At 41.4% G+C, this 14,088-nt stretch carries 13 protein-coding genes; all 13 read right to left on the bottom strand.

Features of this window, described 5'->3' with window-relative positions; all coding sequences use genetic code 11:
* Positions 1 to 19: 19 nt before the first annotated feature.
* The 13 genes from HND50_16905 to HND50_16845 all read right to left on the bottom strand — a co-directional run bounded on the left by HND50_16905 (position 20) and on the right by HND50_16845 (position 14,081).
* Positions 20 to 1,006 carry a radical SAM protein gene (locus HND50_16905; protein NOG46925.1) on the bottom strand — a complete coding sequence of 329 codons (987 nt, stop codon included), beginning with the start codon at positions 1,004 to 1,006 and terminating at the stop codon, positions 20 to 22.
* On the bottom strand, positions 999 to 2,126 hold the full coding sequence (locus HND50_16900; protein ID NOG46924.1) for a lipoate--protein ligase family protein: 1,128 nt from the start codon (positions 2,124 to 2,126) through the stop codon (positions 999 to 1,001). The genes HND50_16905 and HND50_16900 overlap by 8 nt, the downstream gene beginning before the upstream one ends.
* Positions 2,126 to 2,566 (bottom strand): glycine cleavage system protein H, encoded by a 441-nt coding sequence (locus HND50_16895; protein NOG46923.1) that lies wholly within the window; start codon positions 2,564 to 2,566, stop codon positions 2,126 to 2,128. The genes HND50_16900 and HND50_16895 overlap by 1 nt, the downstream gene beginning before the upstream one ends.
* Positions 2,566 to 3,879 carry a (Fe-S)-binding protein gene (locus HND50_16890; GenBank protein NOG46922.1) on the bottom strand — a complete coding sequence of 438 codons (1,314 nt, stop codon included), beginning with the start codon at positions 3,877 to 3,879 and terminating at the stop codon, positions 2,566 to 2,568. Before HND50_16890 ends, HND50_16895 begins: the two co-directional genes overlap by 1 nt.
* Before the next feature lie 58 nt (positions 3,880 to 3,937).
* Positions 3,938 to 4,576, bottom strand: coding sequence for a hypothetical protein (locus HND50_16885; protein ID NOG46921.1), 639 nt, complete (start codon positions 4,574 to 4,576; stop codon positions 3,938 to 3,940).
* Complete coding sequence (locus HND50_16880) at positions 4,564 to 5,469, bottom strand: TIGR01777 family protein (protein NOG46920.1); 906 nt, start codon at positions 5,467 to 5,469, stop codon at positions 4,564 to 4,566. The genes HND50_16885 and HND50_16880 overlap by 13 nt, the downstream gene beginning before the upstream one ends.
* 131 nt (positions 5,470 to 5,600) lie before the next feature.
* Positions 5,601 to 7,646: a 4Fe-4S dicluster domain-containing protein gene (locus tag HND50_16875; GenBank protein ID NOG46919.1), complete on the bottom strand. Its 2,046-nt coding sequence runs from the start codon at positions 7,644 to 7,646 to the stop codon at positions 5,601 to 5,603.
* A 131-nt stretch (positions 7,647 to 7,777) separates the two neighbouring features.
* Positions 7,778 to 8,710 (bottom strand): electron transfer flavoprotein subunit alpha/FixB family protein, encoded by a 933-nt coding sequence (locus HND50_16870; protein ID NOG46918.1) that lies wholly within the window; start codon positions 8,708 to 8,710, stop codon positions 7,778 to 7,780.
* Positions 8,710 to 9,456, bottom strand: a complete 747-nt coding sequence (locus HND50_16865; protein NOG46917.1) for an electron transfer flavoprotein subunit beta/FixA family protein — start codon at positions 9,454 to 9,456, stop codon at positions 8,710 to 8,712. Before HND50_16865 ends, HND50_16870 begins: the two co-directional genes overlap by 1 nt.
* A 207-nt stretch (positions 9,457 to 9,663) precedes the next feature.
* Positions 9,664 to 10,851, bottom strand: coding sequence for a (Fe-S)-binding protein (locus HND50_16860; protein NOG46916.1), 1,188 nt, complete (start codon positions 10,849 to 10,851; stop codon positions 9,664 to 9,666).
* A 114-nt stretch (positions 10,852 to 10,965) separates the two neighbouring features.
* A complete protein-coding gene (locus HND50_16855; GenBank protein NOG46915.1) occupies positions 10,966 to 11,718 on the bottom strand; it encodes a hypothetical protein in 753 nt (250 codons plus the stop codon).
* Between the two features lie 129 nt (positions 11,719 to 11,847).
* Positions 11,848 to 12,888, bottom strand: a complete 1,041-nt coding sequence (locus HND50_16850; GenBank protein ID NOG46914.1) for a CoB--CoM heterodisulfide reductase iron-sulfur subunit A family protein — start codon at positions 12,886 to 12,888, stop codon at positions 11,848 to 11,850.
* Positions 12,885 to 14,081 carry a heterodisulfide reductase subunit B gene (locus HND50_16845; protein NOG46913.1) on the bottom strand — a complete coding sequence of 399 codons (1,197 nt, stop codon included), beginning with the start codon at positions 14,079 to 14,081 and terminating at the stop codon, positions 12,885 to 12,887. Before HND50_16845 ends, HND50_16850 begins: the two co-directional genes overlap by 4 nt.
* Between the last annotated feature and the right edge of the window lie 7 nt (positions 14,082 to 14,088).

The raw sequence follows: 14,088 nt of genomic DNA, 5'->3' as shown, positions 1-14,088 counted from the left end.
ACAGCTCAATCAAATACATTTACCAGTTAACCCCACAACAAGCATTTATAAAATTTGGATCAACCCCTTGCTCACGGGCATATTCAACCATGCCATCGGCGGGGTAAGCCAAACCATTTAACCCTGCATCTAAAGCCATTTTGTCAATTTCTAATTTCATCGGTCCCATCGGCCTGGCACAACCCAAAATTATGGGAGTCTGCGGTAATGATTTTCGTGATAATTCAAAAAAGCTGCCAATCTCATCCAGCGATGGTAATTTTTCTACAACCATGCCTGTTCCCTGAAGTGGCATTAAAATTACCAGCACCATCGTTTTGGGTGGATATTTTTTAATCATTTCCAGGGCCGCCCACTCACCCAGCATTTTACCATAATAATGGCCCAAAATAATATGGGGAATTGCTGGTAATTTGTATCGGTGTAATCGTTCCAGCACATCTTCATAATCCTGAGGCGTTTTATCCAAATGATAAATTTCAGTAATAGTTTCCTGGTCTCCGATTATGTCCAACATAACGCCATCCACATCAACTTCGGCCAAACCGGCACAAGTCTCTTCATCTGGCAAACCCGGATGTACCCGAATAGCCAAACCCAAATCCTTTCGTGCACGGATCAAGTCAGGAATATGTTTTAGCAATGGCACCTGGCCATGAATATCACTTCCACCTGAAATCAACACTCCCTTTGTCCCCTTTTCAGCTAACCTATCACACATGTCATACATGCTGCCGTTAAAATTCATCAGATCTAACATGCCATGCAGCGATTTCGATTTACAATGTTCACAATCAAGTGCACAGTTTTCGCCTGTCACACTAATCGAGACAAATTCTGTAACAGAGTGATCTTTGTATTCTCCGGTTGAATATTGTTTTAAACCAGGTGCGTAAAATGTAACCTTATCGGCAAAATTTTCTTTGCGGATTTCCTGACAGATGGGATTTATTGTAATGGTTTGCGGTGCAAATTGCGGCGCATAAAGAGGTAGTGCATTAGACATGTACTCTTCCTCCCGGCGTTACAAAACAACCATAAGGTTCCGATGATTGTTTTTTTTCGAGTACTCTCGCCCTGTTTAAAGCAAGAGTTATTGCTTTTTTTAGAGCGCCAAGTGGTAATGATGCTAATTCATTTTTACGCAATTTATATACCTTATCTAAGGTCAATTCAATTTTTTGCTGATTTGTGCTGTGCCAACGAAAAGATCCCTCCAAATCGGCTACTGCATTTTCACCTGCAAAAAAATCACCCCGAATAAACAAGGCTTTGATTTGCTGACCGGCCAAAGTAAGGCGAATATCTAAAAGTCCTTTTTCTGTTTTTAGCTTAGCTGTTCCAATAGCATCTTTAACCTGCGGCGTTTGATAAATCCAATCTTGCTGAGCATATTTTTCTTTTTCTAAAATTGCAATTTCTCGCTTTTCTGTTTCGGCAAAACTACTCTCAGAAAGGGAAATATTTAATGAACTTTTAAATCCACCGGCAATACATTTTCGCATTTCCGCCATATTGATATGAGAATTGGTTTCCTTGAAAACTGTCGTTATTCGTTTTGAAACCGTGTCCACTTCCTTATCAGAAATTTTTTCAAAAGGTGTATTTAAAACATTCAACATCATTTCAATATCCATATCAACCAAAAGGGATGAATGAAAAAGAAGGCCGCCACTGTTATCGCGATAAATGCCCAAACCGGCTATTTTTTTTCCATTAACTTCAATATCATTTTTCCTGCGGAATTGAGCCGGAACTCCAATAGAATTTAATCCGTTAATTATGCCTTCTGAAAAGTGCCCCATTAATTCCCGCGCGCGACCATAATTGTCATCACTTTTACCAGGGATACACATAGCAATGCCAAGTTGATCCTCACCCATAAAAATGGCGCCACCACCGGTTGGTCTGCGGTTAATGGCAATTTCCTTTTTTCGGCAAAAGTCAACATTTAGTTCGCTTTCAACTTCCTGAAAACGGCCAACCAAAGCCGAGTAATTTTTGTAGGAATATAATCTTAGAACCGGGATGGATTTCCCCTGGCCAATGTGTTTTGTCAAAACCTCATCAGCAGCCAGGCCAAAACTGGCGCTCACATTCTCATCACATATTAGGCGCCAATGCATCAGGCATCAAAACCTTGTGTTTCCATACGATGAATTTCTGCTTCAATCCAGGGCTGAAGGTTCTCGCCGGAAATCAATTGGTTGTTTTCATTTTCCCATTCTGTTGCTTCAATGGAAACCAACCAACCTTTGTTATACTGATCTTCATTTACAATTCCAGGATTTTCAACACATGCGTTATTTATTGAAATAATTTTCCCGGATACCGGGGCAAAAATATCCCCAGTCATTTTTGCTGCCTCTAAGGTTCCAATGGACTCGCCCTTTTTTACTTCCGTTCCTTTTGGTTTCAAAGTTATGTAGGCCAAGTCGCCAAGCGTATCCAGCCCGATAGCATCAATGCCAACCAGGATGTGGTTATCACCGTCCTTTTTCAACCACATATGATTTTTACCATCGTAAAATAAATCTGTTGGAAAAGTATATTCTTTTTTTGCCATTATTCATCCTCTACTTCAATTTCATCTTTTGCCGGCACCAGGGCGTTAGCAACCAAATCAGTAACACTTTCAATTTTTGCTTCAATCCCAAAATGATCCATAACCTGGCCCAATTGCATCTGGCAGTTTGCACATGCTGTCGCTACAATTGTAGCGTCTGTTGCTTTAACCTGGTCCGCTTTTTTTGTCCCGGAATCTAACCTGTTTTTTTCATATTCCGGCATCGATAACATTCCACCGCCGCCGCCGCAGCACCAGTTGTTTTCACGGTTCGGGGTCATCTCCACAAAATTATCCGACACTTTATTTATAATATCACGAGGTTCTTCAAATATTCCCGAGTTGCGTCCCATATTACAAGGATCATGATAAGTGACCCGTCCCTTGTTTTTAGTTGGGTCAAGTTTTATGCGTCCTTCCTTGATCCAATCATCTACAGCTTCAACAATATCCTGTACTTCAAAACTATATTCTTTTTGCAACCAGTTTGGGGCTTCCCAGCGCAAGGCACGGTATGCATGCCCGCATTCAGATACAAGCAACGTTTTAATCCCCAGACGCTCTGCCTCTTCAATATCTTTCATTGCAATCGATTTGGTTGCGGCATCATCGCCGTTAAAAACGCCATAGTTGGTTACATCATAGCGAACCGAACTGAAAGTGTAATTTACTTTGGCCATGTAAAATATTTTTAGAATGGACATAATTGTTTTAGGAAATTTCATCATTTCCAGTGAGGCCGGGATAAACAAATAGTCTGCATTTTTTTGATCGATCGGAATTTCATAATCGTCATCATCCAACTCATCCTGCAATTCTTCTTCAAACCATTCCAACCTGTCAAGAAAATCCTGTTTGGTTACGCTTAAAGGGCTGCCAACTGTGCATGCTTTTTCAGTATGCTCTTCCAGCATTTCCGGGGCTTTACCCATTGCGGAAAGTATTGATCTGGATGTCCGTACGATCAGAGCATTATCGATTCCGATTGGGCAATTGATAGAGCAACGCCGGCACATGGTACACTGATAAATGCTATCTTTCCAGCCATCCATTTCCTGATCGGTTAAATTACGGGCGCCAACCAGCCATGGAAAAAGTTTACCCATCACCGTGTGATGCCTTTTATAAACCCGGCGCAGATTCTCTGCTTTATAAAATGGCATATGGATCGGGTCTTGATCGATGTGATAGAGATGACAAGAATCCGCACAAATAGCACAGTGTGTACAAGTTTCAAGATAAGTAACCAACGGCATGGAAAGTTTGCTTTCCAGGATATCAAACGCTTTCTTAATTTCTGCAGGTTTACTCATATTATATACCTTTTTTTATAAAACATTCCAGGTTTCTAAAACCTGGAATGTCTGGTTTTTAATAACTTAAAGGAGTGCCATGTTTAATTACACCTCGGCGGCCAAACTGCCAGCCAAACAATAACCGGGATACAAAAAACAGCAACATATGGAAAATTTTCCCTAAAGGAATCCAAAATAGTAAAAGAATCACAGCCAACCTCCATAGCGCTAACCATAAAAAATCGTAAGCTGTTAAAACGGCTCCCAATAAGTAAAAATCTACAAGCAAATTAGAGAGAAAATCATCCAGATTTGAAACGATACGCATGTGCCTTACAACGTTTCTTTTTATAAACAGCCCAAATGCCATAATCAACCCTGCCGGACCAATCCACTGAACAATGATTTGCATAACATTCGGCCAAAGATCGAATCTGATACTTATGGCATAAAGAAAGGCGCTAAATACCGCAATATGCATTAGCATCCCTGCAGCATATGTTGCCCAATGTGTTTTGGTACTTTCTTTTTTCCAGGGAAGCATGGCAAATGTGAGTGCGTAAAATGCTCCAAAACGGGAACTGCCTTTTGGCTGGGATAAGTCTTTTTTATACGGGCGTTGCAATATTGAATAGAGACGAAGCGCGGAGATGACAACAAAAAAAATCAAAAAATAATTAAAAAGCTCTTTAGTCCAGAAATCTAAACTTTGCATATATTCTCCAATGCACTTTTTAATGTTGGATATTTAAACTTATAACCGGCCTTTGAAATTTTTTCCGATGAGACCCTGCTACCTTGTAAAGCTATCATTGACATTTGACCAAGAACAGCCTTTAAAACAAATGACGGTACTTTGGGTAGCCACAGTGGCCTGTTCAAGACTTTGGCCAGGATTTTTGTAAACTCTTCATTTGTAACATGTTCTGGTGCTGCTGCATTAAATGCACCACTTAGATTTGAATCTTCCAGTGCCATAACAAAAATATTGCACAAATCTTCAATGTGAATCCAGGGCATAAACTGCAAACCACTCCCAAGCGGACTGCCCAATCCCATTTTTATTGGCAGTAAAATTTTTGAAAGCGGGCCCTCATTTGAAAGCACCAGACTTGTTCTTAATTTAACAGTTCTGATTCCGGCTTTACTAAATAAACCTGCCGCTTCTTCCCATTCCCGGCATACAGTTCCTAAAAAATCGTCTGCCGCAGGATCTGATTCAACAAAAATTTTATCTTTCGTTTCTGTTCCATAAAATCCAACGGCGGATGAAGAAATAAATGCCATCGGTTTTTTGTCTAATCTTGAAACTGACTCAAACAATAACTTTGTTGTACCAGCGCGACTATCAACAATTTGTTTTTTTCTTTTTTTACTCCATCTTTTGCTGCTAAGGTTTGCCCCGGCCAAATGAATAATGTAGTCTGTTTTCTCTAATGCAGTTTTATCAATTGCATTCTCTACCGGATTCCAATAAAACGCCTTGTATTCTGATCTGGCCTTTTTTTGGCGGCTAAGGATTTTTACATCATAACCCTTTTTTTGCAATTTTGAGCAGAGGTGTTTTCCAACAAGTCCTGTTGCTCCGGTTACCAGAACGGATTGCATAAACTCATTTCTTCTTAAATGATATTTGAAATTGTCATTCCTGTTTGCTTTTAGCAGGAATCTAAATTTTTTGATTCCTGACAAATATACTCGGGAATGACAAAATAGATGAATTGAAAAAATTGCCTTTATTATTTAGCCGGAACCTCAACAATTTCTTCTGCAGCAGGTTCACGGATATCCATTGCTTCAAGCACGTAATCGATAATATCCATTACTTCAATCTTACCTTCATTGCCAGACGTTTTAACAGCATCCGCATACATGGTCATATCTTTGGGACAAGCGACTGTAAAATAATTTATTTCACCCAGGCTCATGGCTTCTTCAATTCGGTTTTCACTTGGGCGTTGGGTCATATCATCATGGTCTTTCATCCAGACACGTCCGCCTCCGGCACCGCAGCAAAATGAATTATTTTTATTTCGCGGCATCTCAACAAGTTCAACACCACAAGCTTTCATCAATTCACGTGGCGCATCAAAAATGCCATTGTAACGGCCAAGGTAGCATGGGTCGTGATAGGTCACTTTTGCACTTACTTTTTTCTTCAATTCAATTTGACCGTTGTTGATCAAATCCAACAAAAAGGTTGAATAATGGTGCACTTTATATTCCCCGCCTTTTGCAGGGTATTCATTTTTAAGTGCATTAAAAGTATGTGGATCTGTCGTAATAATTTCTTCAAAATCACAGCCTTCCAGCATGGCTATATTATCTTCTGCCAGTGCCTCAAAAAGCCCTTCTTCGCCTGCACGGCGTACATCATTTCCTGCCGATTTTTCGCCTTTGGCCACGATACCAAAATCAACACCCGCAGCATTTAATACCCGGGCAACCTTTTTTGTCGTATCCTGACAGTTTTGATTAAATGATGCAAAGTCTCCAACAAACCATAAATACTTAACCGGTTCTTTGGTCGGATCTTTTATTTCATCCAGTCCTTTTGTCCACTTTGTGCGCTTGCGTGCAGACTCGCCAAATGAATTGCCTTGTTCATCGAGGTTGCGTAAAACCTCTGCGAGTTCATCGGGCATTTGTGCGTTAAAAACCATTTTACGACGCATTTGCAGAATATCGGCCATCGGTTCATTTCCAACCGGGCAAACTTCAACACAGGCCATGCAAGTTGTACAGGACCAAACCGCATCTTCAGAAATAACACTTTCCAGAAGATTATCAGGGCAATTCCCGGCAGCGATTTCTTTACCTTTTTGGTTTATCAGATAACGCTTATTTATTTCAAGTGCAGATGGGCTTAACGGTGTTCCCGAATTATGTGCCGGGCATACTTCATGGCAGCGAGTACACATAATGCAGGCATAAGGGTCAACAATTTGCGGCCAGGGTAAATCCGTAAGTTTTTCAGCCCCTGGCGAATTCGGATTATAAATTGAATCCATCAAACCATTTGCTGTTCGGCGGCCCAAAGCGAGGTTTACCGGCGCAATCATCAAATGAATATGTTTGCTATAGGGAAAATATGGGAGGAAAACAACAATCAATCCCATTGCCAGCCACCATGTCAGGTGAATTCCAAATGTAAGGGCATCGGGACTCATTCCGCTAAACAAACCAGCCACCATGCTTGCAGTTGGCAAATAAGGATCACCGTGACCATGTTCAGCCAGATGAAAAGCCGTTCCCAGCCAGCGTGAACCAACATGAATGAGAATAAAAATCCCGACTATTAGCGAATCTCGTTTTACACCACCGGCTGCGACCGATGGATTGAGCAACACATTCTTGTTAAACTCAAATACTTTGGGTTTTCCAATAAAACGACGGATCAAAAAGAAAACCATTCCAACCAAAACAAAAACGCTGAAAATATCAGAAAAAAGATTGAAGGCAGAAGCTAGAAGTCCGCCCCCAATCGTTGTCCACCCTTCTACGTAGGCTTCGAGTACATCGTTAATATTAACGAGTAAATAAAAACTAAATCCAAAAAAGATCATGGCATGAAAAGTACTTGCCAAAGGCCTTGCTTTAAATATGGTTTTTTGTAAACCCACATCAATTAAAGCTTTAATAAATCGGCCAACAAGATTGTCGCTGCGGTCAGCCGGAGCGCCTAGTTTTATGATTTTAAAAATCCTGCTAAATCCAACAGCAGCTATTGCACCGCAGATTATAACAAGCAGTATAAATGCAATTTGTTCTTCAAACGAGAGCATTTAAATCTCCTGAAAAAGAGTATCAATTTATCTGTCATTCTGAGTGGCGTGTAACATAGCGAAGAATCCCCTTCCCGGATGGGATACTTCACTGCGTTCAGTATGACACCTTGCTTAGAAAAAACAAAATGTTATTCAAGCGCTTCTGTCAATTCCTCGGCAATATCAAATAAGTCACCCACCATGCCGTAATGAGCTACATCAAAAATTGGTGCATTTTTATCTGTATTGATGGCAATAATTGTTGATGCGCTTTTCATACCTTCAATATGTTCCGGCGCTCCGGAAATGCCCAGGGCGATGTAAACTTTGGGTTTTACTTTTAATCCTGACTTACCAACCTGTCGTGATTTTGGCATCCAACCTGCATCAATTATCGGACGTGAAGCTGCAACAGCTGCGTCTAAAACTTCCGCCAATTCATCGGCTACCTCGATATCATCCTTACTACCAATTCCTCGGCCTATTGCCACAAGTACTTCTTTAGCAGTGATATCAACATCAGCGCTTTCAGGCATAATCACTTTATTAAAGCGAACTTTCCCTGCCGTTGCTGGCATATCAATGTTTTCTGTTGCAGGAGAACCATCAGCCCTGCCTTCATCTGCAGATACGGAACCGGCTGCCACAGTTACTATGCATGCACCTGCGCCTAAATCGGACGTAACATTAATTTTCCCACCAAACAGACCGGCCTCAACAGTTGTGTTTCCACCGCCTGATATATTTTTGCAAGCCGCAGCAAAGGGCAATCCGTTTTGGACAGATAATGTATTGGCCATATCCATTCCCATAGAGCTGTTGCCAACCATAATTACCTGTGGTGATTTTGCATCAACAACTGCTTTTAAAGCAGCGGAATATGATTCAGGATTATAATCACTACCGCAGTCAACACGATACACATTTGATGCAGCGCCTAGCTGATTAACCATTTCATCTGTGCCACCAAGAAGAGCAATGTTAATATCTCCACCAAGGGATTTGGCCATTCCAATCATTTCAAATGTTATTTCTGCCAATTCACCATTCAGGTGTTCAGCAACTACCAAAACTTCTCCCATCAGGCCACCCCTTTCTCTTTTAAAATATCAACAATCTCATCAACATCGGAGAGCATTTTTGCCCCACCACCTTTTTCCGGATGGGCGATTTTTGTAACTGTTGAACTTGCGGCTCCGTCTGTTGAGCCGGCAGCAATTTCTTCAAGTGAAGCAGATTGTTGAATCTGACGTACTTTTGAAACCGGTGCATATCGAGGTGTTTGACGTGCAGCTTGTATTCCTAAAACAGCGGGCATGTCAACTTCAAATTCTGCCATCACACCCCCGGAATATTCTTTTTCAATAGTTACAGAATTACCGGATGCTTTTACACTTGTTATAACACTTACTGATGGCGATCCCAGATGAACAGCCATCAACGGACCAAGTTGGCCATCACGGTCACCGGCAGATTGAACACCCGTAAATACCAGATCAGCACCCATTCCCGAAACGGCATCTGCCATAACTTTTGCCAAGGCATGATTATCAGCATAAGGATCGGCACCTGTAATTTTTACTGCCTTATCCGCTCCTTTGGCCAACGCAGTAAATAGCATTTTATCGACATCATCGCCATCAATAGCAACAGCAACAACTTCTGCCCCATCGGATTCTTTTAGGAGTATTGCTTCTTCCAGAGCATGGTCATCAAATTCATTAAGTTTCATTTTTAGATATTCATAATCCAGCGAAGTCCCACTATCATCAATATCCAGATCTTCTACTAAATCCGGGACCTGTTTCAAGAGTACAACAATCTTCATAGTATTTCCTTTAATTAGTTTATTTAAAATATTGTATGTCATTCTGAGCGAAACGCAGTGCAGAGAAGAATCCCCTATTAGAGATATGGGTTATCAATTAAAAAATGACATGATCTATCAATATGGGATTCTTCGCTCCGCCAACTCCGCTCAGAATGACAACTCCCTCGTTTCATAAAAGCTTCGTGTATTTCCGTGGTACGCTTTCTACATACAGCGATCTATAATTTCAATAATATCCAGAACCTCAAGCATACCTTCATTTCCTGTGGATTTTACAGCGTCTTCAAATCGCGAAACCTCGTACGGACAGCAAACAGCCAAAACTTCAGCTCCGACTGCAATAGCTTCTTTGACCCGGTTTTCAGAAAGTCGTTCATTGATATTGTCTGCCATAAATCCATCAAGCCACATTCCGCCACCGCCACCGCCACAGCAATAGCCCTGCTCTTTGCAACGGAACATTTCACCAAATTCTATTCCCGGAATGGCATTAAGCAAAGCGCGCGGTGCATCATATTCACCATTGTGGCGACCCAGGTAGCATGGATCATGAAAGGTCACTTTTTTATCAAATGATTTGGTCATGAGCGGTTTAAGCTTTTCCAGCATTCCGGATAAAAACTGAGTGTAATGATCTACATTATATTCCCCACCCATTTTCGGATATTCATTTTTTATGGCGTTATATGCATGAGGTCCACTTACAACAAGCTTATTAAATTCCTGATTGTTAAACTGCTCAATGTTATGCTCTGCCATCATTTCATAAAGGCCTTTTTCGCCGGCTAAACGTTGAGAATCACCATCACATTTCTCTTCTGTGCCAAGCGTTCCAAAATCAACGCCCAGTTTTGAGAACACCCTGGCCATTGACTCTGCCGCATCATTTCCTCGTCCGTGATAAGCATAATAGTCCCCAACAAACCAAAGTACATCCACCGGTTCCGGATTCTTTGACAAATCACGAACATCTACATCAAGCTTCTTGGCCCACTTTGTTCTTTTTCTGGCGGATTCACCCATCGGGTTGCCATATTCCGCGGTGTTCTGAAACATTTCCTGCAATTCCGCGGGCACTTCTTTACCATCGAGAATCGCTTTTTCCCTGGCAGCGGGCATAATCTTAATCATATCCACTTCTTTTGGGCAAACGCGCAAACAATTCATGCAGGTTGTACATTGCCACAGATCAGCACTTTCTAAAATATTTAGGCCTGTTTGTAGTTTACGGTAAATTTTTCGTGGACCATAATCTCCCACATTATCTACCGGACAAACCCCAATACATTGAGCACATTGATAACACCATCCTATTGACTCAGCTCCCGGAATATCCCGAAGTTCATCTAAGCCGCTTGTATCGTACGATGTGAGTTCCCTGGGTTCATACATTCTGTTCCAATGCCCGGAGATATCGATTCCATCAACTATCGCGTTTTCTTTTTGTACAAAAGATTGATTTTTATCCTTCTCTTTGCGGTTCATTGTTTTATGGATCGTACTCATCTATATCTCCAATTTTTGGACACCAAGCACCCTTCGCGCCAGCTCCGGAAGTTGTGGCAGAATGCGATTAAACTCTTTTGATAATTTTATTTTGAAAACTGTAAACATATAAACGGCATAAACACAAGCCAGAAAAATATGAGTGCCGTAAAGTCCGCTGGAAATCCGTGAAAACCCTTCTACCTGGCCTGCCTGGTTTACCATGTGCATTGCTTCGCCTATTGATTTATACAATTCGCCCGATGTTTCACCTTTCACTTCATAGTCATTCTGCAAGATTAGGGATAATGCACCACCCTTTGTTTTTGGATCCCAAATCCAGTTATTCATCAACCAATATTTTTCAGGATTAGTAAAAAACAATAGTTCGCTTGCCAGGCTTACAGATAACATTTCATTTAATCCACTGATTGTGCTGACAAACCGGTTATAACGTACAGCCAAATCTTGCTCACCATATAATAATGTTGTGATTTCATTACGGATAGATTCCATCGTGTTGCTTTGCAATAAAATTGCTGATTTACGACGCAGGAAAAACATATATTTGAAAAGTGTTTTTAACTTCTTTTCACTTAAATCAGCGATAGAATCCGGTTGCAAAACAGCTTGGAATAAGGCGCTTTTTTTCTGCATCCTCTGCCCGATGTCCTCAAGTTCGGATGAAGACGCTAACCGCGTTGCCTCCATTAGAAACTCATGGGCCGATTCACTGTCGATAGATTTATCTATGGTTATTTCGTCGTATAACATTTTTTTGGATTGATTATTTTTTATTGAATATTGACAATTAAAATGACTGTCATGCTGAGGAACGAAGCATCCCCTAAAAGATGGGATTCTTCGCTTCTTTGCTTTTCGCTCAGAATGACAATTAAATGATTAACTGTTTCGTACAAAAGCAGCAGCCTTCATTGCTGCGGCTCCACCCATGGAAACCGAGTCTTCCAAATCCGCAGGACCACCAGCTGCACCGGCAATAAAAACACCATCGCGTTCAGTAGAAACTGTGTTCATACAACCACCTGTTGTAGCGATCCATCCATGATGTTCCAATGGCAACTTGAACAAATCGGCCATAGCTTTTGTGCCTTCACTTGGCTCCATACCAACCGAAAGAACAACTACATCCATGGGGATTTCCATTGGGCGGCCCAAAGTCGTATCCTCGCCTTTCACCACAACTTGCTCACCACGTTTGGTAATTTCAGTTACAATACCACGCACAAAATTTACTTTATGCTGCTCCTGCGCTTTCCAATAAACATCATCTTCCCAAAATCCATAGGCACGAAGATCAATATAAAAGACAAATACCCTGGCATCCGGAATTAGCTCTCGAACTTCAATGGCTTGTTGAGAAGCAATCCCACAGCACACTTTAGAGCACCACTGATTTCCAATCTGCCTGTCACGGCTACCGACACATTGAATAAAACAAACATCTTTTGGTTTTTCACCATTGGATGGGCGAACAAAGTTTTTTTCTTTAAACATTTTTTCAGCATCGACCAGCGTAATTACATCATCATACTCATAATAGCCATACATCTGTGTTTCTTTGCCGGGATCAAAATGATCAAAACCTGTTGCAACAATCACTGAGCCTACCTCGATTACCTCTTCATCCACTTTGCCTTTTAAAGTAACCATCATATTCGGTGCATCACCATCTGTCGCAATAACTGTTGAGTTGGTTTTAATATCCACCATTTCATTACCCGTTACCGCATCAATTTTTTCCTTCATCGCGGTTTCAGCATCTCTTTGATCCGGGGTTAAAACAGAATAATGTTCTTCGATTGGCTTACCGCCAAGGAAATCATTTTTTTCAACAATAATTGAATTGTAACCTAAATCTGCCAAACCACGCGCTGCCTCAAGACCGGCTGGTCCGCCGCCTACAATTAGTACAGGTTTCATTCAGCATCCTCCCATGACATATATTCAATTTCACCTGATTTAATTCTTTCAACTTGTTCTTCAAATTCCGCCCAGGCTTTTTTATGGTCAATGCCCATTTTTTCCATAAGCGGTTTGTTATCAACTCCATGCCAGTGTAGTTGACAAACTTTATACGGATGCGCACCCATCGCAAGCGCCGCAAACTGAGCGTCTGATAATACAGGAATGCCAACTTTTCTATCATGTGCCTGTGTTGCAAACTGGCTTTTATCCAGAGTGGTCACACAACCTGTGTCATGAGTAATCACAACATCCGGGTTAGCTTCTTCCTTCATGCGTTCAATTTTTCTGATCGTGGCAAAGGAGCGTGAAAAATCCCGGCTAACCAAAATATGACGGAAACCAAAACCACAGCAGTCGTGCCAGGTAGAGTAATCTGCCAAATTTGCACCAACAGCTTTCACAACACCGGAAACAGTTGCTGTACGCTGGCCATCATATAAGTCGCGGTCATATATGGCATCTTCAACCACCAGCTTGTGATAATGGCAGGCCGGATGAACAGTTGCGGTTACATCGCTAAAATCGACTTTCTGTTTTGATTTGATCTGATCGCGCATTACATGAATCCATTCAGAATAATGGACAATTTCTTCTGGAAAAACCAAAGGCTTGCCAAGCTTATCTAAAATTCTGCGAACCTGATCACGCAATTTTTGATGGTGCAGAATTTCATGACGCGTTTCTTTGTAGTGGCCATAACTGGTTCCGCAGTGAATCAATGGGAAATAACCATCTTCGTAAGCCTGTGCAAAATTACGGATGGCGATTGCTGCTTGTGCTGCAGAATTGGAAGCAGAAGAAGCATAGTAATTCCAGGCTGTACACGAAGTCTGATCTTTCGGATCGTGATACTTATACCCCAGCTGCCGGTGAAGCCAGAAAATTGATGTTGAATATCCGGGAATATGCCCACATTGGCCACAGGATTTATGGTGCCAGGTATTTTGTATCGGGATTTTTTTCTTACGTCCGTATTTCGTATCAACTTCGACAAAATTATCATCGGCAATTCGATGAACGATTAATTCCCCTTTTGCCTCAAGCTCGAAAAGCTCATCCTTAAAATACTCAGTCGGGATATCTCCTTTACGATCAAAAACCCTGTCTTTCGCTTTCGAGGGGCTGTTTAAAATGGGTAGTGAAGACATACATTGC

It is taken from the genome of Calditrichota bacterium (assembly GCA_013112635.1).
Classification (GTDB): domain Bacteria; phylum Calditrichota; class Calditrichia; order Calditrichales; family J004; genus JABFGF01.
Note: the sequence above shows the minus strand (reverse complement) of the source record. Positions and strands in the feature narration are given on the sequence as shown.

What these genes read in the sequence shown, in the direction of transcription:
- HND50_16905 (NOG46925.1), bottom strand. Translation starts at nt 1,006, where the DNA reads ATGTCTAATGCACTACCTCTTTATGCGCCGCAATTTGCACCGCAAACC.
- HND50_16900 (NOG46924.1), bottom strand. Translation starts at nt 2,126, where the DNA reads ATGCATTGGCGCCTAATATGTGATGAGAATGTGAGCGCCAGTTTTGGC.
- HND50_16895 (NOG46923.1), bottom strand. Translation starts at nt 2,566, where the DNA reads ATGGCAAAAAAAGAATATACTTTTCCAACAGATTTATTTTACGATGGT.
- HND50_16890 (NOG46922.1), bottom strand. Translation starts at nt 3,879, where the DNA reads ATGAGTAAACCTGCAGAAATTAAGAAAGCGTTTGATATCCTGGAAAGC.
- HND50_16885 (NOG46921.1), bottom strand. Translation starts at nt 4,576, where the DNA reads ATGCAAAGTTTAGATTTCTGGACTAAAGAGCTTTTTAATTATTTTTTG.
- HND50_16880 (NOG46920.1), bottom strand. Translation starts at nt 5,469, where the DNA reads ATGCAATCCGTTCTGGTAACCGGAGCAACAGGACTTGTTGGAAAACAC.
- HND50_16875 (NOG46919.1), bottom strand. Translation starts at nt 7,646, where the DNA reads ATGCTCTCGTTTGAAGAACAAATTGCATTTATACTGCTTGTTATAATC.
- HND50_16870 (NOG46918.1), bottom strand. Translation starts at nt 8,710, where the DNA reads ATGGGAGAAGTTTTGGTAGTTGCTGAACACCTGAATGGTGAATTGGCA.
- HND50_16865 (NOG46917.1), bottom strand. Translation starts at nt 9,456, where the DNA reads ATGAAGATTGTTGTACTCTTGAAACAGGTCCCGGATTTAGTAGAAGAT.
- HND50_16860 (NOG46916.1), bottom strand. Translation starts at nt 10,851, where the DNA reads ATGTATGAACCCAGGGAACTCACATCGTACGATACAAGCGGCTTAGAT.
- HND50_16855 (NOG46915.1), bottom strand. Translation starts at nt 11,718, where the DNA reads ATGTTATACGACGAAATAACCATAGATAAATCTATCGACAGTGAATCG.
- HND50_16850 (NOG46914.1), bottom strand. Translation starts at nt 12,888, where the DNA reads ATGAAACCTGTACTAATTGTAGGCGGCGGACCAGCCGGTCTTGAGGCA.
- HND50_16845 (NOG46913.1), bottom strand. Translation starts at nt 14,081, where the DNA reads ATGTCTTCACTACCCATTTTAAACAGCCCCTCGAAAGCGAAAGACAGG.